Annotated in this window: 31 protein-coding genes; 4 read left to right on the top strand and 27 right to left on the bottom strand. The window is 35.1% G+C overall.

Annotation, left to right across the window (positions count from 1 at the left end):
* Positions 1 to 89: 89 nt before the first annotated feature.
* The 7 genes from A6J68_RS09455 to A6J68_RS09485 all read right to left on the bottom strand — a co-directional run bounded on the left by A6J68_RS09455 (position 90) and on the right by A6J68_RS09485 (position 6,588).
* Complete coding sequence (locus tag A6J68_RS09455) at positions 90 to 1,256, bottom strand: ABC transporter substrate-binding protein (protein ID WP_000415515.1); 1,167 nt, start codon at positions 1,254 to 1,256, stop codon at positions 90 to 92.
* 154 nt (positions 1,257 to 1,410) lie between these two features.
* Positions 1,411 to 1,656, bottom strand: coding sequence for a DUF2129 domain-containing protein (locus A6J68_RS09460; protein ID WP_001041186.1), 246 nt, complete (start codon positions 1,654 to 1,656; stop codon positions 1,411 to 1,413).
* Positions 1,657 to 1,755: 99 nt separating this feature from the next.
* Positions 1,756 to 2,346 (bottom strand): ATP-dependent Clp protease proteolytic subunit, encoded by a 591-nt coding sequence (locus A6J68_RS09465; RefSeq protein WP_000613483.1) that lies wholly within the window; start codon positions 2,344 to 2,346, stop codon positions 1,756 to 1,758.
* 124 nt (positions 2,347 to 2,470) lie between these two features.
* Positions 2,471 to 3,100, bottom strand: coding sequence for a uracil phosphoribosyltransferase (gene upp, locus A6J68_RS09470; RefSeq protein ID WP_000514490.1), 630 nt, complete (start codon positions 3,098 to 3,100; stop codon positions 2,471 to 2,473).
* 109 nt (positions 3,101 to 3,209) lie between these two features.
* Positions 3,210 to 4,379, bottom strand: a complete 1,170-nt coding sequence (locus A6J68_RS09475; RefSeq protein ID WP_000634083.1) for a MalY/PatB family protein — start codon at positions 4,377 to 4,379, stop codon at positions 3,210 to 3,212.
* 135 nt (positions 4,380 to 4,514) lie between these two features.
* Complete coding sequence (locus A6J68_RS09480; RefSeq protein ID WP_001019793.1) at positions 4,515 to 5,063, bottom strand: tRNA (cytidine(34)-2'-O)-methyltransferase; 549 nt, start codon at positions 5,061 to 5,063, stop codon at positions 4,515 to 4,517.
* Positions 5,064 to 5,235: 172 nt separating this feature from the next.
* Positions 5,236 to 6,588, bottom strand: coding sequence for an APC family permease (locus tag A6J68_RS09485; RefSeq protein ID WP_000427463.1), 1,353 nt, complete (start codon positions 6,586 to 6,588; stop codon positions 5,236 to 5,238).
* A gap of 205 nt (positions 6,589 to 6,793) precedes the next feature.
* Between A6J68_RS09485 and trkA the strand changes: the two genes are divergently transcribed.
* Both trkA and A6J68_RS09495 read left to right on the top strand, forming a co-directional pair.
* Complete coding sequence (gene trkA / locus A6J68_RS09490) at positions 6,794 to 8,143, top strand: Trk system potassium transporter TrkA (protein WP_001220335.1); 1,350 nt, start codon at positions 6,794 to 6,796, stop codon at positions 8,141 to 8,143.
* Between the two features lie 4 nt (positions 8,144 to 8,147).
* Positions 8,148 to 9,587: a TrkH family potassium uptake protein gene (locus tag A6J68_RS09495; RefSeq protein WP_001043409.1), complete on the top strand. Its 1,440-nt coding sequence runs from the start codon at positions 8,148 to 8,150 to the stop codon at positions 9,585 to 9,587.
* Between the two features lie 23 nt (positions 9,588 to 9,610).
* Here A6J68_RS09495 and yidD read toward each other — a convergent pair whose 3' ends face one another.
* The 15 genes from yidD to A6J68_RS09570 all read right to left on the bottom strand — a co-directional run bounded on the left by yidD (position 9,611) and on the right by A6J68_RS09570 (position 19,091).
* A complete protein-coding gene (yidD, locus tag A6J68_RS09500; RefSeq protein WP_000920196.1) occupies positions 9,611 to 9,862 on the bottom strand; it encodes a membrane protein insertion efficiency factor YidD in 252 nt (83 codons plus the stop codon).
* On the bottom strand, positions 9,862 to 10,584 hold the full coding sequence (locus A6J68_RS09505) for a pseudouridine synthase (protein WP_001222207.1): 723 nt from the start codon (positions 10,582 to 10,584) through the stop codon (positions 9,862 to 9,864). The genes yidD and A6J68_RS09505 overlap by 1 nt, the downstream gene beginning before the upstream one ends.
* Positions 10,574 to 11,158, bottom strand: coding sequence for an SMC-Scp complex subunit ScpB (gene scpB, locus A6J68_RS09510; protein ID WP_000221690.1), 585 nt, complete (start codon positions 11,156 to 11,158; stop codon positions 10,574 to 10,576). The genes A6J68_RS09505 and scpB overlap by 11 nt, the downstream gene beginning before the upstream one ends.
* Entirely contained in the window at positions 11,155 to 11,862 is a 708-nt protein-coding gene (locus tag A6J68_RS09515; protein ID WP_000351869.1) for a segregation/condensation protein A, read from the bottom strand. Before A6J68_RS09515 ends, scpB begins: the two co-directional genes overlap by 4 nt.
* Complete coding sequence (xerD, locus tag A6J68_RS09520; RefSeq protein WP_000606411.1) at positions 11,862 to 12,602, bottom strand: site-specific tyrosine recombinase XerD; 741 nt, start codon at positions 12,600 to 12,602, stop codon at positions 11,862 to 11,864. The genes A6J68_RS09515 and xerD overlap by 1 nt, the downstream gene beginning before the upstream one ends.
* The gene (gene cbpB, locus A6J68_RS09525; protein ID WP_000560703.1) at positions 12,592 to 13,065 is read right to left on the bottom strand and encodes a cyclic-di-AMP-binding protein CbpB; all 474 of its coding nucleotides are present in this window, start codon (positions 13,063 to 13,065) and stop codon (positions 12,592 to 12,594) included. Before cbpB ends, xerD begins: the two co-directional genes overlap by 11 nt.
* Complete coding sequence (locus A6J68_RS09530) at positions 13,062 to 13,583, bottom strand: metallophosphoesterase (RefSeq protein WP_001007721.1); 522 nt, start codon at positions 13,581 to 13,583, stop codon at positions 13,062 to 13,064. Before A6J68_RS09530 ends, cbpB begins: the two co-directional genes overlap by 4 nt.
* On the bottom strand, positions 13,565 to 14,539 hold the full coding sequence (locus A6J68_RS09535) for a nucleoside-triphosphate diphosphatase (RefSeq protein WP_000167813.1): 975 nt from the start codon (positions 14,537 to 14,539) through the stop codon (positions 13,565 to 13,567). Before A6J68_RS09535 ends, A6J68_RS09530 begins: the two co-directional genes overlap by 19 nt.
* Positions 14,536 to 15,330, bottom strand: coding sequence for a glutamate racemase (gene racE, locus A6J68_RS09540; RefSeq protein ID WP_000378349.1), 795 nt, complete (start codon positions 15,328 to 15,330; stop codon positions 14,536 to 14,538). The genes A6J68_RS09535 and racE overlap by 4 nt, the downstream gene beginning before the upstream one ends.
* A 174-nt stretch (positions 15,331 to 15,504) precedes the next feature.
* Positions 15,505 to 15,744, bottom strand: a complete 240-nt coding sequence (locus A6J68_RS09545) for a YneF family protein (protein WP_000108275.1) — start codon at positions 15,742 to 15,744, stop codon at positions 15,505 to 15,507.
* A 157-nt stretch (positions 15,745 to 15,901) separates the two neighbouring features.
* The gene (locus A6J68_RS09550; RefSeq protein ID WP_000039538.1) at positions 15,902 to 16,444 is read right to left on the bottom strand and encodes a hypothetical protein; all 543 of its coding nucleotides are present in this window, start codon (positions 16,442 to 16,444) and stop codon (positions 15,902 to 15,904) included.
* A gap of 61 nt (positions 16,445 to 16,505) precedes the next feature.
* The gene (locus A6J68_RS09555) at positions 16,506 to 17,027 is read right to left on the bottom strand and encodes a transcription repressor NadR (protein WP_000647216.1); all 522 of its coding nucleotides are present in this window, start codon (positions 17,025 to 17,027) and stop codon (positions 16,506 to 16,508) included.
* Between the two features lie 67 nt (positions 17,028 to 17,094).
* Positions 17,095 to 17,784 carry a Bax inhibitor-1/YccA family protein gene (locus A6J68_RS09560; protein WP_000999457.1) on the bottom strand — a complete coding sequence of 230 codons (690 nt, stop codon included), beginning with the start codon at positions 17,782 to 17,784 and terminating at the stop codon, positions 17,095 to 17,097.
* A gap of 22 nt (positions 17,785 to 17,806) precedes the next feature.
* On the bottom strand, positions 17,807 to 18,310 hold the full coding sequence (locus A6J68_RS09565; protein WP_000760496.1) for an HD domain-containing protein: 504 nt from the start codon (positions 18,308 to 18,310) through the stop codon (positions 17,807 to 17,809).
* A 37-nt stretch (positions 18,311 to 18,347) separates the two neighbouring features.
* Positions 18,348 to 19,091, bottom strand: coding sequence for a TrmH family RNA methyltransferase (locus A6J68_RS09570; protein ID WP_000207505.1), 744 nt, complete (start codon positions 19,089 to 19,091; stop codon positions 18,348 to 18,350).
* Between the two features lie 31 nt (positions 19,092 to 19,122).
* On the opposite strand from A6J68_RS09570, the gene A6J68_RS09575 reads away from it, so the two are divergent.
* Together A6J68_RS09575 and yidC are read left to right on the top strand one after the other, a co-directional pair.
* The gene (locus A6J68_RS09575; protein ID WP_000755490.1) at positions 19,123 to 19,401 is read left to right on the top strand and encodes an acylphosphatase; all 279 of its coding nucleotides are present in this window, start codon (positions 19,123 to 19,125) and stop codon (positions 19,399 to 19,401) included.
* 84 nt (positions 19,402 to 19,485) lie between these two features.
* On the top strand, positions 19,486 to 20,418 hold the full coding sequence (gene yidC, locus A6J68_RS09580; RefSeq protein ID WP_000751929.1) for a membrane protein insertase YidC: 933 nt from the start codon (positions 19,486 to 19,488) through the stop codon (positions 20,416 to 20,418).
* Positions 20,419 to 20,617: 199 nt separating this feature from the next.
* Here the strand turns inward: yidC and A6J68_RS09585 are convergent, their stop codons facing one another.
* The 5 genes from A6J68_RS09585 to mltG all read right to left on the bottom strand — a co-directional run bounded on the left by A6J68_RS09585 (position 20,618) and on the right by mltG (position 26,246).
* The gene (locus tag A6J68_RS09585) at positions 20,618 to 21,283 is read right to left on the bottom strand and encodes an amino acid ABC transporter permease (protein ID WP_000611497.1); all 666 of its coding nucleotides are present in this window, start codon (positions 21,281 to 21,283) and stop codon (positions 20,618 to 20,620) included.
* 23 nt (positions 21,284 to 21,306) lie between these two features.
* Positions 21,307 to 22,164 (bottom strand): transporter substrate-binding domain-containing protein, encoded by an 858-nt coding sequence (locus A6J68_RS09590; RefSeq protein ID WP_000751023.1) that lies wholly within the window; start codon positions 22,162 to 22,164, stop codon positions 21,307 to 21,309.
* Positions 22,165 to 22,324: 160 nt separating this feature from the next.
* A complete protein-coding gene (locus tag A6J68_RS09595) occupies positions 22,325 to 23,785 on the bottom strand; it encodes an amidase (protein ID WP_000231326.1) in 1,461 nt (486 codons plus the stop codon).
* Between the two features lie 103 nt (positions 23,786 to 23,888).
* Positions 23,889 to 24,371: a transcription elongation factor GreA gene (gene greA, locus A6J68_RS09600; protein ID WP_000818772.1), complete on the bottom strand. Its 483-nt coding sequence runs from the start codon at positions 24,369 to 24,371 to the stop codon at positions 23,889 to 23,891.
* Positions 24,372 to 24,443: 72 nt separating this feature from the next.
* Positions 24,444 to 26,246 carry an endolytic transglycosylase MltG gene (gene mltG, locus A6J68_RS09605; RefSeq protein ID WP_000134316.1) on the bottom strand — a complete coding sequence of 601 codons (1,803 nt, stop codon included), beginning with the start codon at positions 26,244 to 26,246 and terminating at the stop codon, positions 24,444 to 24,446.
* Positions 26,247 to 26,276 lie beyond the last annotated feature (30 nt).

The raw sequence follows: 26,276 nt of genomic DNA on the forward strand, positions 1-26,276 counted from the left end.
CTATTATATATTATTGTCGAATTATTCTGAAAAATTACTTTTTAAAAAAGGGGAGCTGAAAATTAAACTCCCATTTTTCTAGAGAATACTTATTTTGCTGAAATAATGTTAACGCTACTTGTTTTTCCATCCTCTAATTTGACAACGTAAGCTGATTTAACAACATTGTGATTTTTATCAATAGACATTTTCCCTGTCACACCTTTAAAATCTTTCAGCTTAGCTAAAGCTTTTTTAATATCAATTGAAGTTTTAGCTCCTTTAGCAGATTTAGCTGCCATATACACAGCGTCGTATGATAAAGCCGAGAACATGGATGGTTCTTCACCATATGCCTTAACGTAATGATCATGGAAAGCTTTAGCTTTGGTTGATCCTTGTGTAGTGAAACCTGTCAAATAATAAACGTTTGAAGCTCCTACAGGTGTTGCCGATTGCACAAATTTCGGACTATCAAAACCATCAGGCCCAAGAACCGGTTTAGAGATACCTAAATCACGCGCTTGCTTAACTATTAATCCTGTCTCGGTATAGTAACCTGGCATCACAATAGCATCATATTCTTTCCCTTTCAACTTAGTCAATGACGCTTGGAAATCAGTATCACCAGCGGAGAATGTCATACTATCAACAATTTTTCCACTATAACTTTCCTTAAATGATTTTGCTACCCCCTTTGAGTAATCTGATGAATTATCATAAAATAGAACAACTTTTTTAGCTTTAAGGTTGTCTGTAGCATACTGAGACAATAGCTTTCCTTGATAATTATCGACAAAAGTAGCTCGGAAGAAATACTGATTTAAGGTTTTTCCATCAGAACCATAGACTAAATTGTCTTGTGTCGCAGCAGGTGCAATCATTGGAACTGCTGCTGCATTTACTTTTGGAGTTGAAGATGCAGCTGCACCCGATGTTGCTGGTCCGATAATGACATTAGCTCCTTTGGTAACCAAGTTTGTGGCAACCGTTGCTGCCTCTGCATTTTCTGATTTATTATCCTGTGATAGGACTTTTAACTTCTTGCCGCCAACCCCTCCAGCAGCATTAATTTCTTTTACTGCTAAGTCAGCTCCATTCTTCATTGAATTTCCATATGAAGAAACGTTTCCTGATAATTCCCAGTTATACCCTACCTTAATATCTTTCCCTATTTTTGTTCCTGTCGAAGATGCTCCTCCTCCGACATTTCCACATGCTGCTAAAAGAACTGTACTAGCTAAAACAAGCGCTCCTAAACTAAGTCTCTTTTCCATATTTTTCTCCTTTTTTGAAAATGGTAACTAAAATAATACAGAATTATCAGAATATTGTCAATAGTTTTTAAATTGTTTTTTTGAAAATTATAGAAACTAAATAAAAAAGAAGGACATCTGAACTCCTTCTTTCTAATAACTACTAGTAAATATCTTAACGATATAAGTTTCCAACAAAATCCTGATCAATATCATCAATTGCTGATAACCGAACATCCTTAACAAATTTTAAATGTTTTATCTCTTTACTAACGCTAACAATATCCTCTTTATTAACATAAATGACTAGATATCTTAATCTACGAGAATGATAATGAACATCTCCGTATTTATATAATTTACGAGCGTCACGATTATAGTAAAGATAAACGCTCATTCCTAAACGCTCTTGTTTATTCAATAATTTTTTCCTTTCTGCGTCATATCTGTAATTACTAAGATTATAACATAATTCCAACAAATAAAAAAAGAGTTGGTAAACTCAACTCTTTTAAATCTATTATTGTAAATTATTATTTTCCATAATAGCATCAATAAAGCCATAATCAAGTGTTTCTTGAGCACTCATCCAACGATCACGCTCTGCATCATCATGGACTTTTTCAATAGATTGACCAGAATTATCAGCTAAGATTTTTTCTAAAGTATGACGCGTTTTTAAAAGATGCTCAGCAGCGATAGCCATATCAGATTGCTGTGTACCTCCGCCTGTTCCGCCCATTGGTTGGTGGATCATATATTCTGCATTCGGTAACATAAAACGTTTTCCTTTAGCACCACTTGAAGCAATAATGGTTCCCATCGAAGCAGCCATCCCCATAACAATCGTCTGTACGTCCGATTTAATGAAGTTCATGGTGTCCACAATAGCAAGTCCAGCCGATACTGAACCACCTGGTGTATTGACATAAAGGTAAATATCCTTTGTATTATCTTGTGCATCGAGAAACAATAACTGTGCAATGATACTATTGGCCATATTATCCTCAACTTGGCCTGTCAACATAATAATACGATCTTTTAAAAGACGTGAGTAAATATCATAAGAACGTTCACCACGACTTGTTTGTTCAATAACTACTGGAATCATATCTTTCTCCATTTCTTTTTATCACTGTCACTATTATAATCATTTGGTCAACAAAGGTCAAATAATAACTTTTTTAAGAAAAGGCTTTCTGAGTTCTTCAGAAAAGCCTTATTCATCTCAAATCTTATTTTGTACCAAATAAGCGATCCCCAGCATCTCCGAGTCCAGGAACAATGTAGCCATGTTCATTGAGTTTTTCATCCAAAGCAGCGGTATAAATATCTACATCTGGATGTGCTTCTTGAAGTGCTGCCACTCCTTCTGGAGCTGCTACTAAACAAACGAATTTGATACTAGCTGCGCCACGTTTTTTTAGAGAATCTACTGCTAAAATAGCAGACCCACCTGTAGCAAGCATTGGATCAACTACAAAAATCTGACGTTGATCAATATCTTCAGGTAACTTAACTAAATATTCGACTGGTTGGAAAGTCTCTTCATCACGATACATACCGATATGACCAACTTTAGCAGCTGGCACAAGGCTTAAGAAACCATCAACCATACCAATACCTGCACGTAAAATTGGAACAATTGCTAACTTTTTCCCAGCTAATTGTTTTTGTACAGTTGTCGCTACTGGTGTTTGGATTTCAACATCTTCTAAAGGCAAATCACGAGACACTTCATAGCCCATTAACATCGCAATCTCATCAACTAACTCACGAAAATCTTTAGTAGATGTTGTAGTGCGACGTAAGATTGACAGTTTATGTTGAATAAGTGGATGTGAAATGACTTGAAATTTTCCCATTATAATGACCGCTTTCTATTTAATTTTGAGCATTAAAAACATTCTAATGCTTGTTTACATTCAAAGTATTATAACATAAAAACCCTTTCCATGCGACTTTTTTTATAGTCTAGTCATTTTTTCTAAAGTTTGTCACTAATCGCAAAACTGCCTCCTCAATAACAGACCTAGGAGCTGCGACATTGATTCTAGCATGTTTTTTCCCTTCTTTTCCAAAAGTTAAACCATCATTTAATATTAATTTGGCATCATATCGAAGTTTTTCTTGAATTTCTAAATGCGTTAAATTATAAGCAGAAAAATCTAACCAAACAAGATAAGTTCCCTCTGGTTTCATCACTTTGATATGAGTTTTTTGCGTTAATTGCTCATAAAGGTATTCTATTGATCCTTCTAACTCCATTTTTAGGGCCTTTAACCATTGTTTCCCTTTTGTAAAGGCAACTTCTGTAGCTAATAACCCCAATGAAGAAATTTCTTGTTGATTGTTAGCTATTTGCCTCTTCTTAAAATCCGAGCGTAACTTTTCATTTTCAATTATTGCAAAACTATTTTTAGTCCCTGCAATATTAAACGTTTTAGTTGCACTAGATAAAATAACACTCAATTCTTTAAAACTAGAATCAACAGTATTAAAGCTATGGTGTACATTATCAAATAATACCAAATCTTGATGTATTTCGTCAGAAACGAGGATAACATTATATCGTTTACAGATATCTCCTATTTTTTGAATTTCTCCTTTTGTCCAGACACGCCCACCGGGATTGTGTGGACTACAAAAAATATAAAGCTTTACATTATTTTCAATGATATCTTTTTCTAATTGTTTAAAGTCAATCTCAAAATACTGATTATTATTAAGTAAACTATTTGAAACTAAATGACGATTATTGTATTTTATAGTTCTAGCAAAGGGCGGATAGACTGGGGTATTAATTAGAACAGCATCTCCCTCCTTTGTGAAGGCTTGTATAGCAACTGAAATCGCTGGTACAACCCCATCAATTAATAATAATGATTTTTTATCAAATTGATAACCATGTTCTTGCACTTCCCAATTAGAGATAGCTTGGTATAAACTGTCTTTAGGACTATCATAGCCAAAAACCATTTGGTGTGAAAAATCTTCAATAGCCTCCGACATTTCTGGAAAGATAGGAAAATCCATATCCGCAATCCAAAGGGGAAGGATTTCTTGATCTTTTTGAACCGCCTTCCATTTTATGGCATTACTTGAAAAACGTTCTGGTAAACTTGTGAAATCATATGTAATCATAATTACTCCTGACTATTCTACAGCTAAAAATATCCCTTGTCGCCTTGGTGACTATTTTACCATTTGTTTTTGATACTATATACTAATTAACATTCTAAAGATAAAAGTGACCATTTTAAACGATCACTTTCTTTATTATTTTAATTTATCATTTTCATAAGTATGGCTTAATTCTAAATTAGGAAAGCTTTGCTGCCTAAGGGCTTCATAAACAATCATACAAACAGTGTTTGAAACATTCAAGCTACGCACATGCTCATCGTTCATGGGAATTCGTAAGGCCTTTTCGGCATGCTCGCGCATAAAAGTTTCTGGCAATCCTTTATCTTCACGACCAAACATAAAATAATGGTCTTGATCATCATTGTAATTTTCATCTGAGTAAACCTTGTCAGCAAATTTGCTAATTAGGTGAACTTTCCCTCGACATGACAACATAAATTCTTCCAAACCATCATAGAAACTAACATCTAGCTTATCCCAGTAATCCAGTCCCGCTCGTTTCATTTTTTTATCATCAATAGGAAATCCCATCGGTCGTATGATGTGCAAAGGAGCATTTGTTGCCGCACAAGTTCTAGCAATATTACCAGTATTTGCTGGAATCTGTGGTTCAAATAAAACAATATGATTTCGTCCGCTATCGGAACGATGATTTTTCTGCGTTAGTGTTTCAATATTCATCTCATCATCACTTTCTAGAACTCATTCTGACTCGCAAAAAAACCACACTGCTCGGAGTCAATCTCAGCAAACAATGTGGTTTATGGTGGTTTGTTAACTTAAATCATAACAGGTTTGATTTAAACTAACAAATCGTTGACACTATTATAGCACTTCAGTCTACAAAGTCAACCTATTCATGAGTTTTTGGGTTATTTTTTTGATAGATATAATGACAAATCAAACAGAATAATAAGCAAAAACATTGGAAAATTAAAACCGTAAAGAAATTACTTAACAAACTCCCGATAAGGAGGATCAAACCGCCTAAAATTGCTAGAATCGGTGAAACTAAGCCGGTAAATTTATTTTTAATATCTTTTTTGAGATAAAGGCTGAGTACTAAAACATAAAGAATGATTAAACTGGTATTATTAAACACCACAGCAATTTCACTAATATCACTACCCGGCAATAAGTTAAATTTTGTAACCATAAAATGAACAAAAAGCCAAAAAATAGCTACAGCCGTCACCGTCAAACTAGCTGGCAATGACATTTGATACTTCAAATTTATGTTAGCCATCCTCTCACTTTTGATCCATCCGCGTTCCGCAAAAGCTTGAGGTAGACGCATCGTCCCAAGTAAAAGTCCATTGGCAACACCTAATACAGATAGAATAACAATGAAAGATAATAAACGCCCAACACTAGGACCGAAAATAATATTAGCTGCATAATTAATAGCATCATTACCGGTTGTCATAATAAAGCTAGCACCTAAAATTTGTGTCAAACCATAGAAAAATGCCAAATATGATAATAAGATAAGCGCTGGACCAATGACAAAGGCAAGTGGTAAATTCTTCTTGGGATTCTTGACTTCTGGTGCAATATTAACAAAAATTGTCCAACCATCATATGCAAAATACAATGGTACCAGACCTGACACCCAACTCCATCCAACATTTGACGGTTGAATAGCTGTTAAATGTTGTGGAAGTTGTGGAGCTTTATCAGACCAAAAAGCACCAATTAAAGCAATTAGAACTAAAGGAATCATTTTTACAAAGGTCGTTAAAGATTGGAATCCCCCTGCAATACGCTTAGCAAAGATATTCATGAGACTAAGCGCTAAAATATAAACAGCAGCTAAAATAATCTGTGATTCCAAACTTGATGATTCACCTAAAGTATAAAATGCAGCTACCCATGAAACGATTGCTGTTAAAGTTGGAAGATACAAAAAAGACGCAAACAAGCCTAAAGTTGCTGCTAAAGCTGGGCTAACATATTTTTCGTAGTAAGAAAAAATACCACCACTTTCACTCGTTCTAATAGCTAGCTCAGAAATTGACAAACTTCCAAAAACAATCGAAAAAGAACCTAGTACTAAAATTACCATGCCTAAAAAGACATCTCCACCAGTAAATTTAAGGATGTCATCAACTTTAAAATAAATGCCTGAACCAATCACTACACCTACAATCATAGCAATTGTAGTCATTAATCCATAGGTCTGTTTAATAGAATTATGATTCTCCATAATATCTCCATTTCTACTGTACGCTTAAAGGTTAATTATAACCTAATTTAGGGCTTGTCACAAGTTTATCTGTGTTATTTTTCACCAGATTCTGATAAGAGAATCATATTACTCTTATCAGAAAGATGAAAACGTTTTTTAACCATAATTCTCGTGCATTTTTACTAAAAAAAAGGTATCATAGAGTTTATTATTGGAGGTAAAAATGAGAATAATTGTTGTCGGCGGAGGTAAAGTCGGAACCGCACTTTGTCGCTCACTTGTTGCTGAAAAGCACGATGTTGTTTTAATTGAGAAAAAAGAAAACGTCCTTAAACGTGTCACTAAACAGCATGATATTATGGGAATTGTTGGGAATGGAGCAAACTATAAAATTTTAGAACAAGCCGAAGTCAAAAATTGTGATATTTTTATCGCTATCACTGATCGAGATGAAGTTAATATGATTTCAGCAGTTCTTGCCAAAAAAATGGGGGCAAAAGAGACTGTTGTTCGCATGCGTAATCCTGAGTATTCTAATCCTTACTTCAAAGATAAAAACTTTCTTGGCTTTTCTTCAGTTGTCAACCCTGAATTGTTAGCAGCACAATATATCGCTAATACCATAGAATTTCCAAATGCAACTTCAGTTGAACACTTCGCCAACGGGCGTGTGATGTTAATGGAATTTAAAATTTTAGAAGGAAATAAACTCTGTCATACTTCAATGAGTCAAATTCGTAAAAAATTTGGTAATATTGTTATTTGCGCAATTGAACGCGATGGCAAATTGATTATTCCTGATGGCGATGCAACTATCCAAGTCAAAGATAAAATCTTTGTAACTGGAAATCGTATTGAAATGATACTTTTCCATAATTACGTTAAAAATAAAGTTGTCAAAAACTTGATGGTTATCGGTGCAGGACGCATCGCCTACTACCTACTCAATATCCTTAAAAATACCAATACACACGTCAAACTAGTTGAACTCAACCAAGAGCAAGCTGAATATTTTAGTCAAGAATTTCCCAATGTTCCTGTCGTTCATGGGGATGGTACTGCTAAAAATATTTTGTTAGAAGAAAGCGTTACAAATTTTGACGCAGTTGCTACTTTGACTGGTGTTGATGAAGAAAATATCATTACCTCAATGTTCTTAGAAAGTATCGGTATCCCTAAAAACATTACCAAAGTTAATCGAACTAGCCTACTAGAAATCATTGACGATAAACAACTATCAAGCATTATCACACCCAAGCGTATTGCCGTAGACCATGTGATGCACTTTGTACGCGGGCGTGTAAATGCTCAGGATTCCAACCTAGAAGCTATGCATCATATTGCTAACGATCGCATTGAAACCTTACAATTTGAAATAAAAGAAACTAGCAAATTAGCAAATCGTAGCCTTGCATCTTTAAAATTAAAGCAAAATATTTTAATTGCAGCGATTATTCGCAATAATAAAACGATTTTCCCAACTGGTGAGGATGTTTTAACAGTGGGTGATCGTATCGTTGTTATCACCTTATTAAAAAATATTACTAGAACTAGTGATATGTTAGCGAGGTAGGAATATGAATAAAAGTATGATTCGTTTCCTTCTCTCAAAACTTTTGCTAATTGAAGCTGCTCTTCTAGCGATTCCTCTAACTGTTGGACTTATTTACCGTGAACCGCAAAGTGTCATGATGAGTATAGTCATTACCATGATTATTTTAATCATCCTTGGATTACTGGGTTCTCTCTTTAAACCTAAAAATTATCATATCTACACTAAAGAAGGCATGTTAATTGTTGCACTCTGCTGGATACTTTGGTCCTTCTTTGGCGCCCTTCCATTTGTTATTTCAGGGCAAATCCCTAATATTATCGATGCTTTCTTTGAAGTATCTTCTGGTTTTACGACAACAGGAGCAACTATTCTTGATGACGTCAGTGTCTTATCACCCGCGCTCTTATTTTGGCGTAGCTTTACCCATCTTATCGGTGGAATGGGGGTTTTAGTATTTGCCCTTGCCATCATGGAAAATTCTAAAAATAGCCATTTAGAGGTTATGAGAGCTGAAGTTCCTGGACCTGTATTTGGTAAAGTTGTCTCGAAACTTAAAAAAACTGCACAAATTTTGTATTTGTTATATCTTCTTATGTTTGCAGTATTTGCAGTAATATTATATTTTGCAGGTATGCCTTTCTTTGATAGTATTATCATAGCGATGGGAACTGCAGGTACAGGTGGTTTTGCAGTTTACAATGATAGCATTGCTCATTATAATAGTCCTCTGATAACTAACTTAGTTTCTATTGGTATGCTTATCTTCGGGGTTAACTTTAATCTTTACTATCTTCTTTTACTCCGAAAAATTAAAGCATTCTTTGGTGATGAGGAACTAAAAACCTATCTCCGCATCGTGGCAATAGCAACTTTCATGATTGCTCTAAACGTCATCGGTATGTATGATAATTTTCGACAAGGCCTCGAACATATTTTCTTTGAAGTATCAGCTATTATTACGACAACTGGTTTTGGCGTGACTGATATCACTCGTTGGCCTTTGTTTTCACAGGTTATTTTGCTATTCTTGATGTTTATCGGTGGTTCTGCTGGCTCTACAGCTGGGGGCTTTAAAGTCATGCGTAGCTTAATCCTAGCAAAGATTGCACGTAACCAAGTATTGTCTACACTCTATCCTAATAGAGTCATGTCACTACACATTAATAAAAGCGTTCTAGATAAAAATACACAACATGGTGTTTTAAAATATCTAACTATCTATTTAGCTATCTTCATGGCACTCGTTCTTGTTTTAACGCTTGATACTAATGATTTTTTGGTTGTTATCAGTGCTGCAGCCTCATGTTTTAACAACATAGGCCCACTCTTAGGTAGCAATGAAACTTTCTCATTCTTTAGTCCATTCTCAAAACTCCTTCTTTCATTTGCTATGATAGCAGGACGTTTAGAAATATACCCTGTTTTATTGATGTTTATTCCTAAAACATGGTCAAAACTATAATTACAAATAATAAAACGGATATATCAATCTGATATATCCGTTTTATTACGTCTTAAGCTAAAATGATCAGGGACAGGATCATTTCCTCCGTGGGCTAAGGGATGACATCGCAAAATACGTGCAATCCCCATCAACACACCTTTTAGACCATGTTTTTGAATAGCTTCTATCATATACGTAGAGCAAGTTGGACGATAACGACAGCTAGCTGGGAAAGCTGGAGAAATATTTTTTTGGTAAAAGCGAACTAAGAAAATCAAAAAAGATTTAAGCATTAAGATTTATTAATAGCCGCATTATGCAACTGACTAATTTCTTTTTTATTTAATCGTCGTGCTTCCCCAGGACGGAGACCCGTTAAATCTAAGGTACCGAATTGTGTACGAGATAGCTTGTCCACTAATAACCCAACTTGTTCAAACATTTTCTTAACTTGATGATTACGACCTTCATGAATAGTTAATTCAACTACTGAACGATTTTTTTCATGATCCACTTTTATGATAGTATAGCGAGCAGGTTTTGTTTTCTTACCATCGATAACAACGCCACGCGTTAATGGTCGAAGGTTTTCTTTAGTAGCTATTCCTTTAACACGTGCTAAATAAACTTTATCAATTTCATTACGAGGATGAATCATTTTATCAGTAAAATCACCATCATTAGTCAAAATTAAAAGTCCAGTTGTATCCCAATCCAAGCGACCAACAGGATATATCCGTTCTTTGACTTGTGGCAACAAGTCAATAACTGTCTTACGTCCTTTATCATCTGAGACACTTGAAATAACACCACGTGGTTTATTTAAGAGATAATATACCTTCTCTTCGTTGTAAATTGGACTTCCTTCAATTTCAACCAGATCACCAGCCTTTACTTGGGTCGCCAATTCATTAACCACTTGACCATTAATCGTGACCATTCCTTGCTTGATTAATTCCTCAGCTTTTCTACGACTTGCAATCCCTGCATGCGCAATATATTTATTAATTCTCATTGTTTTCCTTATCTTCTGTATTAATTGAATCCATTGAAAATAACGATACTTCTTCGTCAACTAATTCAATTGAAGAGGCGTCAATTAAGTCATCTAACTGATTAATTCCCATATAATCTAAGAAATAATTAGTTGTCTCATAAAGGTTAGGACGTCCCAACACTTCTTTCTTTCCAGCCTCTTTAATTAAACCAAAAGCTATCAGTCTCGTTATAGCTCCACTGGAATTCACGCCACGAATATCATCAATTTCAATCCTAGTAATAGGTTGTTTATAAGCAATAATAGATAGAACTTCCAAACTTGCCCGAGATAGACTCTGATTAATCGGAGCCTTCGCATAATCTCTCAACAAAGTCATATAACTATCCTTTGTTACCAATTTATAAGTTTGTGCTGTCTCAAGCAATAATAGACTAGAATCGTCATCTTCTTCATATCGTTTAGCCAACTTTTCTAGTTGCTGTATTAATGCTGATGGTGTCAAAGACAATAATTCTGCCATTTGACGCAAACTCAGTCCATCTTCACCTGCAACAAAAAGAAGAGCTTCTATTGAGCCTAAATAAGTCATTTCTCTTCCTTTCTTAAGATAACTTGACTAAAATTACTGTCTTGTTCTACTGTGATTTGATGTAATTTTATCAACTCTAACATTGCCAAAAATAAAGTTATCATTTCAGATTTTGTTTGGCAATCCGCAAACACTTCTTGTAATGTCGTTTTCTTTTTAAGATTAAAATGTCTTTCAATAACGATCATCATATCTTCAATACGGTAGTCTTCTTTCTCAATTACCGTTTGACTATTTGACAATTCTTTTTGTTTTTGGGACATCATTTGAGAAAAAGTCAAAAAAAGATCCATCACCGATTTATCGTGTAGAAGAATTGCATCTTCAAAGATAACTTCTTGTTTTGGTTTTGAAAAATATTTGGCGCGTTCCTGATGCTGATTAGCTAACTCTTCACTTAGCACTTTAAAACGTCTATATTCCTCTAATTGGCTCAACAATTCCATTTCTGGATCATCTTCAATAGGATTTGACTCCACTACTTTAGGTAATAAGTTACGGCTTTTTATCAACATCAGCTGACTTGCCATAAGCATATACTCACCAGCTACTTCTAGACGCATCGCCTGTAATGTTGCTATATAAGCAAGGTACTGCTCAATAACTTCCACAATCGGTACATCGTATATATCAACCTCATATTTAGATACGAGGTGCAAGAGTAAGTCTAGGGGCCCCTCGAAATCTTTTAACTTAATATCCATTATCTATAATATCTCTCTAAAGTGATAGGAGTTTTTAAGCCTAGAAGGCGACTGAGCTCCGTCATCGTTTTGCCATTTTCTTTTTGCTTTAGAATAAATTGTTCTCGCAGAAGTTGTGCAGTTAGTTGTTGCTCATTCTTCTCATTTAAGAAATCTGTTAATTGATTAAAAAACCATTGTCTAGAATAAGGCTTACCGTTATGCTCAAAGACTAAGTCACCATCTTCCTCTAAAGATTCCAAAAGAAAAGGAAGCAAGTCTTCTGGAAGTTTTAAAATACGCTTCATCTGCGATTTTTCAATACTTAAGATATTAAAAGTTGTATCAAAATCAGCCTTCTTCAAATTAGCAATTTCAGCCGGAGTTAAACCTAAAGATAAAATCAACAAAGCAATCAAACGACCACTCGGATAATCAGTATCTTGATAGAAATTTGATAAATCCATTATTTGAGACTTTGTCTGAGCCAAAGTGATTTTTTCAGTCTCTTGTAGTCTGTAAAATTCCTTCAGCGTTCCTCTATTATATAAAAAGAAAAGAAATTGATTGACTGCAGATAACTTTCGCTTACGAGCTGTTAACTTAAATTCACTTAGAGACTGTTGATACAATGCCAGTTTTTCAGAATTTACATGTCCACCAATTATTTTATAAAATTGCTTTAAATCATAGTGATAGGACTTACGCGAATTGAGAGATAATTTCTTACTCTCAATAAAATTATTAATATCATTTATCATTGTTTTTAGGAGTGATAGTATATTCGTCTGTAAAATCATGTAGGAGGCTATTAATAGCTTTTAAAATCGATTTACGGGTTATAATGCCTCTAAAATCATTTTGATCACTGATAACAGGTAAAAATGGATAATCTACAATCTTATGCATAATTGCTGTCAGAGTAGCTGCCTCATTAATCGGCTCGATTTTTGTATTAACCATCTCAACAATATCAGTCTGTGCCATCTCCCAATCTGTTAATTGACCTTTAGATTGGTAGCCCATAATGTCTGAGATACTAATAGTACCTACATATTTTTTCTCTTTAGTGATAACTGGTACACGTGAAAAACCATTACTTGCTAATAGTAACATAACGTGGTCTGCATTGTGTGTATCCACAAAAATAGCAACGTCTTCAGCTGGAATTAGATAGTGGTCCAAATGATTTAGCAAAAACGACTCAAATTCTTTAGCAATCATCTTGAAAATTCCTTTGTCAAGTTAGGATAGGGTTGGTGTTGGCGAGTATAATACTCTACCAAAACCTTACTATCTGTTATAGTTACAACAGCGTAAAGCTTCTCATTTATTGGTCCTCTTGGCTGCAAAACACTACCTGGATTGATAAAAATAGTTTTACCATTTTTCCAAGCATCTGCACGATGAAGATGACCATATAAACAAATATCCGCGTCTTCTTGCTGAGCTAATAAATCCAATTTATCCCAGGTAAAATTAATCTGATGGAGATGACCATGGGTTTGAACAATAACAGCATTATCTATTTTTGTAACCAAAACTTCCGGATAACCTGAATCATAATCACAATTTCCTGTGACCACATGAATGCCTTCCCATATAGGATCTGAGCTAGGAAGTTCGGAATCCCCATTGTGAAAAATAGCATCCACTTTTCCCAAATAATGATTCTTTATATCTTTTACAATGTCACGATCTCCGTGAGAATCACTCATTACAACTAATTTTCTAATTGCCATTTTGGAAATACCTCCATCAATTTACGGACAGCTTGCCCACGATGTGATAGATTATTTTTTTCTTGTGCGCTCAATTCAGCTGCTGTCCTACTACCTTCTCCGACAATAAAGAGCGGATCATAACCAAAGCCATTTTCCCCCTTAGGTTCCGTACCAATATAACCTGGCCACTCTGCTTCAACTACCAAACTTTCTTTATTTGGAGCTGACACGACTAAGGTTGTATGAAACTGTGCTGAACGTCTTTCTTTGTCAAATACCATGGCTAATTCATGCAATAATTTGGCATTATTACGAGCATCTGTCGCGTCAGGACCTGAAAAACGAGCAGACCATACCCCTGGCAAACCACCTAAAGCATCTACTTTTAATCCGGAATCATCTGAAATTACCATTTTTCCAGTTAATTTTGAAATAGTCTCTGCTTTAAGTCGAGCATTTTCTTCAAAGGTCATACCAGTCTCTTCAACTTCTGGTAAATCTGGGTAATCATTTAAATTTTCAACTTTGAGTCCTAATTTCCCAAATAATTCTCTAAATTCCTTCGTTTTTCCTTCATTGTGAGTCGCAATTAATATGGTATCCCCAAAATTATTATCATTCTTTAAATCAAAGAATTTTTCTAAAGAAGTGCCCTCTTTAGGTAAGTGAACTAAGAACAACTGATCATCTTCACTAACTAAGATGGCCCCTTTATGTTGAGTCACTTTGATATGCCTTGAATACTCTTGATTAATCATATCAACGAGGAATGCTAATAATTGAAAATCCGAAGTCATCTGCACAACGTGAAGCTGTAGACCTTCAACTTTCAAAGTTGATAATAGACGATGAAAAACATCTTGGATAGCTTCGTAAGATTCATCATTACCAAAACAAGTAAAATAATTAAAAGCTTGGAAACTACCTAAAAACCAATTGCCTTCAGTTTTACTTTCAAAAATTGTTTTTGTCATAATACGATACGCTCCACATTTATTTCTTGACTAAGCCATTGTTCTGCAATTTCTTTAAAACCTTTTGGGCTGGCGGTTGTGTAAAAGTGATGACCACCGTGTTTATTTTGCCAATTATGGTTTATCTCAAAATAGTTCAATAAAACAGAAATATCACGAACGGTTTCTGCGCCACTATCAATTAATTTAACCTCAGCCCCCATAACATTTTGAATGATGGGACGTAATAGGGGATAATGCGTGCAACCTAAAATTAAAGTATCTAATTTACCAACTAATGGGGACAACGTTTCATAAACCACCTTTTTGGCTAAACTAGAAGACATCTGATTTGATTCCACAATTGGAACAAATTTCGGACAAGCAAGGGATACCACAGCAGTATTTGGAGACAAAGCTTGAATTTTTTGACGATAAGCATCTGATTTAACAGTCATGGGAGTACCTATAATACCAACTTTCCCTAAATTAGTTGATTTGATAGCTGCGCTAGCTCCTGGTAAAATAACGCCTAAAACAGGGATGTCTAGTTTTTCTTTAATTTCTTGCCAGGCAACTGCAGTTGCTGTATTACAAGCTATAACAATCATCTTAACATTTTTAGTCAATAAGAAGTTAACCATCTGCCAGGTAAACTCTCTAATCTGTTGAGCAGGTCTAGGACCATACGGAGCTCTAGCCTGATCTCCAATGAAGATTACTTCCTCTTCTGGAAGTTGACGGAACATTTCCTTAACAACCGTTAAACCACCTACACCAGAATCTAGAAAGCCAATAGGCCTACTATCCATTTTTATTCCTCCAATATTAGTGACTAAAAGAGGCTGGACAACAGTCCTAGCCTCTCTATACAATAACCAATCAGTCAAATCTACACTTGACCAAGTTTGCCCAAATCTTGTCTAGAAATCTGATGGACTATCACTCACTATTTCATCACTAAACGCTTCAATGCTAAAACACTCTTATTTTTTAGTTTTGATAGCTGTTTTTGCGTGTTTTACAATATTACGGTATGTTTGTTGAACTTTAGCTTCACTAGGTTTTTGTCCCATTTGACTCATCATTTCACGAATAGCATCCGGTGTTAAACGAGGGTGCTCTCCAATCTCTTTTTCAATTTGTTTACGAGCAATAAAAATGCCTCCCACGAGACCACCAAACAAAGCGACGATAATTAATAAAATCCAAATAGTTGTTGACATCTATTCATTCTCCTCATTTATTTACATGACTCATTATAGCAAAAAAAGAAAGAGTTTACAAATATATGTAAACAAAATCAAAGCCTCTATCGTCCTTGTCACGTCAATACATTATTAAATTTTCACTAGAGCATGGTTAAGCACATAGTCGAGTCCTTTATCTTATCCTAAGTGTTTTCCCCAACTTTTGTGTCATCCATTTCCAAATGAAGAGAGCTATGTAAAAATCTACCAATCCATGTAGCAAAGAGCCTAGTCCTATCAAAGAAAATAGTGACCATAAATAAGTTGAACTACTGTTAGAAGTCATTGTGATTATATAAACAGTAATAAATTCGAGCAGACCATGAATTATGTTAATAGCTACAGCAAATAACAATGTTTGCCATTTACTCATCAATAAAGAGGGCTTTGACTTAATCAAGAAAGCCGCAATTAATGCAAATCCGATATGTGATAAAGCTCTAAGAACGATTACAATCGGAAAACCAGCTAGTAGAAATCCAAGTCCTGTCCCTAAAGCTACCAATATTGCAACTGGAACAGATATAAAAATACTTAAAAATAAAGGTACATGGCTTGCTAAGGTGAAAGAAGCAGGCCCAATAATTATTTTAGCAGGCATGATTATAGGAATCATGATTGCAAAAGCTACTAAAATAGAAGTATAAGAAACCATTTGTGTTGTTTTTTTTGACATTTTTATCTCCTTTGAAGCTATTATACAAAATAACCTTACAGGTGTAAAGACACCTGTAAGGTTATTTGTCTATGTATAAAATTCCTGCTTTTTTTAGAGCCTCACATATTTGGTCAAAAACTGACTGATCTTGACAAGAAATCATATGTGTATGTAGACCATCTGTCAAAGAGGATAGCAATTCTGCATTGGAAACTTTTAATTTAGCAGTAAAATTATCAATGTCTTTTTGGCTTTGAATGTTTAAGGGAGCAGTCAGCATCCCATAAATAGGGTGCTCTACCTCCACATTCATAATGATTCCTTGATACCGCAAAATAATTTCCAGTTCTTCTTCTGTCTGTTCTATGCCATGCTGACAAACCAATCTAGCTGTGAATTGATGAGTACTTAGAGCACTGGACATAAGGTATCCTTTTGGGGTAGAAATAATATCACATTGTTGTGCACGCAATAAGGCAATATCTCCAACAATCACCTGCCTACTAACACTAAAAATCTTTGCTAATGTGCTTGCCGATATAGCTTCTTTTGTTCCTTTTAAAGTCGTTAAAATATTTTCTCGACGCTCCTGTGCCTTCATATAACAAATTCCTTCTTTGGTGTTATTTCACAATTAAAAACTGGCTAGAATATCTAACCAGTTAGCCTCAATCATTTCGTGCAAAAAGACGAAGAATATTTAAGAATAGATTAATAAAATCAAGATAAAGGCTTAGTGCCATCGAAACTGCCCAACCATCTGCGACTTGGCCGCCTTGGCTATTGTAGACATATTTAATCATTTGGTTATCGTAAGCAATCAATCCAGAAAAGATGATGACACATACGATACTAATGATATAACTCATACCCCCACTACCGATAAATAAATTAACAAGACTTGCAATTAAAATCCCAATTAAAGCAGCCATTAACGCTTTACGCATACCTGATAAATCTTTTTTAGTCTTAGCTCCAATCAAAGCCATTGCAAAGAAAACAGCCGCAGATGTTATAAAAGCTTGAAGAACTGTAGTTTGCGTGTACCTTGCGATAATGAAACTTAAAGTAAACCCATTCAAAGCTGAATAAATCAAAAATAATGGTAATGCAGCTGGTGTGTTTCGACGCGCCGCTCCACTAGCAACAAAGACTAAAACCAATTCTAAGATGATTGCTCCAAAATACAACCCTGGCATTTTTTGCATGATGGCAATCATATTTTGTGGAAACATATACAGCATAATCGCAGAAACAGCAGCTGACAAACCTACTCCTATCCCTACAAGACCGTAAATCTTAGCAAAAAATTGATTCAGCCCTGAATCAGATTGTGTGTAAATGACGTTATCATTCATATGTATTTTCCTATTCTAAATTTTAATGATTATGACTACCTAAGAATTTGCGACTAAAACGGATAGGTTTCTTAAAAATACGTTTGAGTGGACGAGAAGCCTCTCGTACTGCCCAATACTTATCAACCATAGTCACAATATAACTTTCTTTATAACGTGGCGGTGCAATAGTCGCTCCCCACATGTGCTTCAAAATAATATCTTCTTCTCTAGCGTTTAAATCAGTTAATTTTCGCGCATTACGAACCGCTATCCTTGGATGAACCCAGGCATGGCTCTTGTTAAATTTCGTTACACGCCAATCATAATAAAAGAAATCATGTAGTAAACCACCTCGAGCAGTACTACTCGCATCCCAACCAAACTTCTTAGCAATTTTATAACTTGTATAACTAACATTTATAGAATGCTCTAAGCGAGTTGAGTGATGATGTTGGACAATAGCTTCGAGTTTTTGGAAACGTGGATGGTCAATAAGGTGACCGACCAAATCCATGAAGTCCTTATCGTCTTGATACTTTTTCATTATAATCACCCCTCTGGGGATATTATAACATATGAACTTAAATTAAGCTGAAAATGACTACTCCCGCAGCTACTGCTACATTAAGACTTTCTGCTTGTCCAGGCATTTCAATATGTGCTAAAACATCTGCTTCTTCTGTCATAGTTTTGGAAATTCCCTGTCCCTCATTTCCCATGATTAAAGCAAAATAATCATATTTAGGGAGATTCTTATAATTTACCGATTGTTCAGATAAAGTTGTCGCAATCATAGTTATCCCTTCTGCTTTACAAAAGTTAACAAACTGCTCTATTTCTACCCTAAATACTGGTAAATGAAAGTGACTGCCTTGCATAGAACGAAGTGTTTTTTGGTTATACAAATCAGCAGATTTCTGAGATAAAAAAACAGCATCAAAATTCGCTGCATCTGCAGTTCGAACCATTGTTCCTAGGTTTCCTGGATCCTGCACATCTTCTAATACAAGAAAACGTCCTTTTTTAATATCTGTCCATCTTGTCTCTTGAAAGGCAATCTCAGCTACAATCCCTTGAGGAGTCTGTGAGTCAGTTAATTCTTTCAAAACATCATCTGTAACAACAATAGCTCTCTCGGGTTTTCTCAAACGATCTATTGCCGTTTCTGTCACAAAAATATTTAAAAATTGTGCACCATATTTTTCAGCTTCCTCAAATAAATGCCAGCCTTCAATAAGATATGAAGATTTCCGATATTTTTTTTGTAACAACTTTTTCGTTTTTTTAATGAGATTATTTGATTTTGAAGTTATAATAGTAGTCATAAACCTATTATATCAGAAAAGAGGTCAAGTTATGAAAAAAGTTCATTTAATTGTCTCAGGGCGCGTTCAAGGAGTCGGATTTCGCTATGCAACTTATTCCTTAGCTTTAGAAATAGGTGATATTTACGGTCGCGTTTGGAATAACGATGATGGAACTGTTGAAATTTTAGCACAATCCACAGATTCAAATAAAATGACACAATTTATTCAGAAAATTCGAAAAGGACCTTCAAAATGGTCTAAAGTAACTTATGTTGATATTAAACTAGATAACTTCGATGATTTTAATGACTTTAAAATGAGTAATTAAAAATCATTCTGCGGAAGTATTGTTTAATTCTTAAAAAAAAAGTAAAATAGATAGGTATATTAAAAATTAGAGGAACTAAAAACATTGAAAAAAACATTGAAACGTATCTTATTCTCTAGCTTATCTTTGTCTATGTTATTATTATTGACAGGATGTGTTAGCGTTGATAAGGCTGGAAAACCCTATGGAGTTATCTGGAATACTCTTGGAGTGCCTATGGCCAACCTCATTACTTATTTCGCTCAACACCAAGGGCTTGGTTTTGGTGTCGCTATCATTATTGTAACCGTCATCGTACGTGTCGTTATCTTACCACTTGGACTTTATCAGTCTTGGAAAGCTAGCTATCAAGCTGAAAAAATGGCGTACTTTAAGCCTTTATTTGAACCTATTAATGAACGACTACGCAATGCTAAAACACAAGAAGAAAAATTAGCAGCTCAGACAGAATTAATGACAGCTCAACGTGAGAATGGCCTTAGCATGTTTGGCGGTATTGGCTGCTTGCCATTACTCATTCAGATGCCATTTTTCTCAGCTATTTTCTTTGCTGCACGCTATACTCCTGGAGTCTCTAGTGCAACCTTCTTGGGACTTAACTTAGGTCAAAAGAGTCTGATACTTACTGTCATTATCGCCATTCTTTATTTTGTACAATCTTGGTTGTCAATGCAAGGTGTTCCAGATGAACAACGTCAGCAAATGAAAACAATGATGTATCTGATGCCAATAATGATGGTATTCATGTCTATTAGTTTACCTGCTAGTGTTGCGCTTTATTGGTTTATTGGTGGTATTTTCAGTATTATCCAGCAGCTAGTTACGACTTATGTACTTAAGCCTAAACTACGCCGAAAAGTAGAAGAAGAATATACTAAAAATCCTCCTAAAGCCTACAAAGCTAATAACGCACGAAAAGATGTTACAAATTCAACTAAAGCCACTGAATCTAATCAAGCAATTATTACATCTAAAAAAACAAATCGTAACGCCGGAAAACAAAAAAGACGGGGATAAAACAAGCATACTAAATAATGGTGTGTTGTCCTAAACAGTTAAAGATTATTATGTAATTCAAGTAAAAAAGACTTAGTTCTATGTCCTACATAGCTAAGTCTTTTTAGTTTTGCCTAACTTTTCATATAAAAAGCACCCTAAAAGTCAGATAAAAATCTAGCTTTTAAAGTGCAAGTAATCTAGCTAACAGACTACCTTATTAATAAAGTAATCGTTTTTCCCACCAGTCTTGAATAATTGCATAAAGCGTACAAATTACCCAATAGATAAGGGCTACTAAGATATAGGCGGTCATATAGTCGGAGTAGGTTCCCCCAACTATTTTAGCATTATTAAAGATATCAGGTACCGTAATCATCGCAGTCAATGAGGAACCCTTGACCATATCTAGCAAAACATTACTTAAAGAAGGGAGTGCAATTCTTGTTGCTTGCGGAATAATAATGCCTCTATAAATCGTCGGTGTTTTTAACCCTAAAGCTCTAGCAGCTTCCCACTGACCATGATCAACAGCTAAAAGAGCTGCTCTGATAATTTCTGATATATATGCACTAGACATCATGGTAAAACCTACGATAGAAGCAGTCACAGCATCTAACTGTATCCCTATAAAAGGCAAACCAAAGTAGATAAGAAAGAGTAGAACCATTAAAGGAATCCCACGCATTAAGGAAATATGAATATTAGCTAGATACCTCAGTAAGCGGAAATGAGACATCTTCATTAGAGCTACAAAGAATCCTACGATAGCTCCTAAAATAAAGCCAACCAAGGATAATCCAATGGTATATGGTAACCCCTGAATAACACTTGGAAAAGCCTTAACAGCTAGTTCCAAATTAAAAATGGCATCCCAGTTTATCACTTATCTACTCCTCTCGAAATTTTTTATTTAACTTTAATTACTGGAATTTTATCCGTTCCAGCAGGTTCTTTTGTGAGATCTTGACCAGCATAATATTTTTCAGAGATTTTTTTCAAAGAACCGTCTTTCTTCATATCCTTGATAGCTGCATCAATTTTTGTTTTGAGGCTCTTATCTTTTTTACTCATCACAATACCTTGCTCAGTCGGATTATACTTCACATCACCCATTTTTACTTTGATATCTGGATATTGTTTTGTTACATATTTTACAGCAATGACTTGTGTGTAGTAATCATTCGGAATGAAATCTGTACGTCCAGTTGATACATCTCGAAGGTAAACGTCATTAGTTACATTGTCATAAATAACAGGTTCAGCACCTTGCTGTTTTGCAATTTTCATATATTGCGTTCCAGCGCCACCACCAGCTTTTTTACCTTTCCAGTCAGATAAATCTTTTGCTGTAATCTTTGAAGAACCATCTGCACGTACAATCATACCTCCAACAGAATATTTATAAGGTTGAGAGAAATTGTATTTTTTCAAACGCTCGGGAGTTGTGTCAAAGTTATTGACAGCAACATCCACCTTACCACTATCTACAGAAGTAAATGATTCAGCAACTCCAACTTCAACAAACTTAACTTTTATCTTAAGTTTTTTAGCAATCGCTTTCATCATATCAATCTCATAACCAGTCAATTTTTTATGGTCATCATAATAACTTGTTGGATAAAGCGTTGCAGGGGTAGCAACCTTAAGGACACCATCTTTTTTAATATTGTCCCATGTTGTTTCTTTGTTAGATTGACCATTTGAGCAAGCTGCTAATGTCATTGCAGATAAACCGACTAAACCAAGTAAAATTGTCTTTTTCATAAGTACTCCTGTAGATTAAATTATATTAAAATGGTTTGGCGTACTCTATCGAAAATTAAATTTAATGAAAATTAATACATAAATTTACGATAATAATACAACCATTGTTAAGAGTACCATATTGTATCCGTTTTCGCAAAAATATTGTTTACTTTTCAAATTAATGGTAAACAGGCCCTTTGAATTGCTTCTCTTTTTCAAACAACTCTGCAACAGCAAGCAATAAATCTTCTCTCCCTTTAGCCGCTGTCAATTGTACACCTAAAGGTAGCCCCTCTTTAGTTAGATGAGTTGGTATGGCTAAAGAAGGTTGCCCTGTCAAGTTTGGCTGATGTGTAAAAGGTGTCCAGGCCATTGAGTCTTCAAACATTTTCCAAATTAAATCCTGTTGTTCACTTACTGAGAATTCTCCCATATGCCTCAATTGTTTCTGGAGTGTCTCGTCTAAATCAAATTGTCCATGAAAAGGAGCTGGTTGATTAGTTGCTGCTGTTAAAATTAAATCATAATTTTCATGAAACCTCGCCATGGTAGCTGCAAATTGATCCCATGAATCTAAGAGTTTACTGTAATCTTTAGCCAATACCCTTTGTCCACTCTGATACATAGCCCAGGTCATTAATTCCATATCGCTAAATTCCATTGAACGCCCTAAACTCTTTTCGATGTCATCAAACATTGCTGCTGTTTCAACGCTATTCATCATACAATAAGTTTTCATAGAATGAATACCATCTAAAGGTTGTTCTACTAATTCTAAATGATTCCCTTTTTGAGACAGAAAATCTGCGGCTTCTTTAATAGCTGCTTTAGCCTCACTTGATACCTTTGTTTTTAAGGGAGAATCCATCAATACTGCTATTTTTAGGGGTTTACTAACGCTAAACTCGAAAAGACTCTCTTTGCTGAGTTTTTTCAGGGGAAATGGGCTTTCTACTTGATATGATTGTAAATAATATAATAGTCGTTTTGTATCTCTAACTGACTTTGTTAAAGCAAAATGACTAGAAGCCCCTTGCCAACCTCTATAGGATGAAGGTCCAACTGGTATACGTCCTCGACTCGGTTTTAAACCAATCAAACCATTAAAACTTGCTGGAATTCTGATTGACCCTCCTCCATCACTAGCTCCTGCAATTGGAACCATTCCTGAACTAACAGCTGCGGCTGCACCACCACTAGAGCCTCCAGCATTTCTTGAATGGTCAAATGGAAGATTAACATTCCCGTGAAGTTGACCATCACTAATATTCTTAAAACCAAATTCAGGGGTATTTGTTCTTCCTAAAATAATAAACCCTAATTTTTCAAAGGACTGCACTAAATAGTCCGTTTGTTTAGCATGATAGTGTTTAAATAATTGTGAACCTGAGGTTGAGAGTTGTCCTTTTTGATTCTGTCCCAAATCTTTCAGAAGAATAGGAACTCCTGCAAAAGGAGCATTTGATTCATTTGCGTATTTGGCTGCTTGACGCGCCTCATTATATTGCTTGCTGACAACAGCATTAACGCTTACATTCTGTTCCTCGATCTTGTAGATTGCTTGCTCTACTAATTCTTGCGACGAAATCTTATGCTGTTTTATCGCTTGTACCATAGCGGTAGCATCTTTAAAAACCATATAAACACCTCATAAAATGTATTTTTATTATAAGATAACAAAAAATACTTAAAAAAAATAGAATAACGTCTAGACTCTAGATATTATTCTATGATTTATACTATTAATTTGTTTTTTCAACACTAATGATTTCAACTTGATAGCTACCAGCAGGTGATTCAATTGTAGCTAAGTCTCCTGTTTTTTTACCAATTAAAGCATGAGCAATTGGGCTTTCATTCGAAATTTTTCCTGAAAAAATGTCAGCTCCAGCAGCACCAACGATATGGTAAGTATCTTTATCATTTGTACCAACTTCTTGGACAAGGACAGTTTTACCAATTGCAACCTCATCTTTAGCAACTGCATCACTATCAATAATTTCAGCATAACGAATTTTTGTTTCTAAAATTTGAATTTGACCCTCAACAAATGCTTGTTCGTCTTTTGCTGCATCATATTCGCTATTTTCTGATAAGTCACCATAAGAACGAGCAATCTTGATACGCTCTACAACTTCTGGTCTACGAACTAATTTTAACTCTTCAAGTTCTTTTTCAAGTTGATCTTTTTCCACTTGTGTCATTGGGTAAGTTTTTTCTGCCATTTTATTTCTCTTTTCTTTTCATTTTTTCAAGTCAAAGATATAAACATGATGACTCGCACCATGTTTATAAGCTTAGTTAATTTGACTATTGATATATTTTTCAACGTTAGCCTTGTGTGTTTCAAAATCTTTAGCGTAGTATACATTTCCGGTCTTCACATCAGCGACAAAATAAAGGTAATCTGTTGAAGCAGGTTTTATAGTCGCTTCAATTGCTGAGATACTTGGACTATCAACTGGTCCAGGCATCAAACCAGTATTAGTATAGATGTTGTATGGTGATTTAATTGAAGTATTAATTTGAGCATCTTCAGCTAAACTTGTTTTATCACCTAATTTCCCCATAGCATACAAAATTGCAATGTTACTTTGAAGAGCTTGACCGGCTGATAATCGGTTATAAAAGACACTTGCTATTTTACGGCGATCTTCGTCTGTTGATCCCTCTTTTTCAACAAGAGATGATAATGTCAAAACATCATTTACAGACATATTCTTCGCTTTAATAGTGTTATAGTAAGGTGCTATCTTAGTATTCATTGTTGAAATCATATCTTCAACAAGTCCTTCTAAGGTTGTATCTTTATAATAGTTGTAGGTAGCTGGGAATAAATATCCTTCCAATTGATAAATAGCTTTTGATTTATCAGGTAAACTTCCTAGTAAATTTGGATATTTAGCTACCATTTTTTTAATAAACGTTTCATCTTGAACAAGTTTCAAGAAATCATCAGCTTTATAAGGTGTACTTGTAGTCTTTGTATCAATTTTATTAGACTCAATAGCTTTAGCAATCTGTTTAATAGTGTAACCCTCGGTAATTAATATCTTACCTAAAGCTGGTTTTGTCGGTTCTGCAGTTCCGCCTTTTTCCAATTCAGCAGCAATCTGATCTAAAGTCATACTTTTTTTAAGATTGTAGTATCCACTTTGAAAATTACTATAGTTTTTGAACTTGGAATAGTAATTAAAGACTGTGGCGCTCTTAATGACTCCTGCTTTTTCTAAAATTTGACCAATTAATTTATTCCCAGATCCTATCGGAATTTCAACTTGTACAAATTTATTTGAATTGGAATCAACAGGTTTAATAGCACTATCTACAAAACGATAACCTACAAATGCTGTCAAGAGCAATACAAGTATGATAATTGATATCAGAATACGTGCAATTCGTTTTGCCACATTATCTGCTTTCTGACGTCTTTCACGCTTGTTATGTTTGTTCTTGGCTGACAAAGCTATACCCTCTTCTTCTTTTGACAAATCCTCTACTCGGATAGGTTCCTTTGCTACGGGCTCTAACTCTGATGTCTCACCAAGTTTTACATTTTCACCTTCTGTAGGAATATCTGTTGCTCTCACAAGAAAGATTTCTTCCGTTTCTTGATTAGGCACAGCAGTTGCAACATCAGTCTTATCTGCTTTTAAATCTATGTCAGGTACATTTTCAGTTGTCCTAAATTCACTAGATTTGGAGCCGCTATCAAGCTCTCTTGAAGGTTCCATCCCTTGATTGATAACTTGTTCTTCTTGGGAAGCTAATGCTTGTTCCGCCTGACGTCTTTCTTCTTCTCGAGCAGCTTCTGCCAGAAGTTTCGCCTCAATCCGAGCCTTCTCTTGCTCTTCTAAGCGTTGCTTAGTCTCTAGCGCCTTTGCTCTAGCTTCTTGTTCGTCTTTCAAACGTTGCGCTTCATAATCTGCCATCAATTGTGCTGTTCTGCGAGCAGCTTCTTTGGCTTCTTGCTCTTTTTGATAGAGTTCTTCTTCACGCAACTTTCTCAAACGGTTAGCTTCTTCTAACTCTGCCAGAATTTGTTCTTTAAAACTTTTCTGATCATGGTTAGAATGCTGATCGTCATTAAATTCGGTCAAAGAGATTTCCTCCTAATAATAATCACAGGC

The organism is Streptococcus sp. 'group B', from assembly GCF_002073795.1.
In the GTDB taxonomy this organism is placed as follows: Bacteria; Bacillota; Bacilli; order Lactobacillales; family Streptococcaceae; genus Streptococcus; species Streptococcus agalactiae.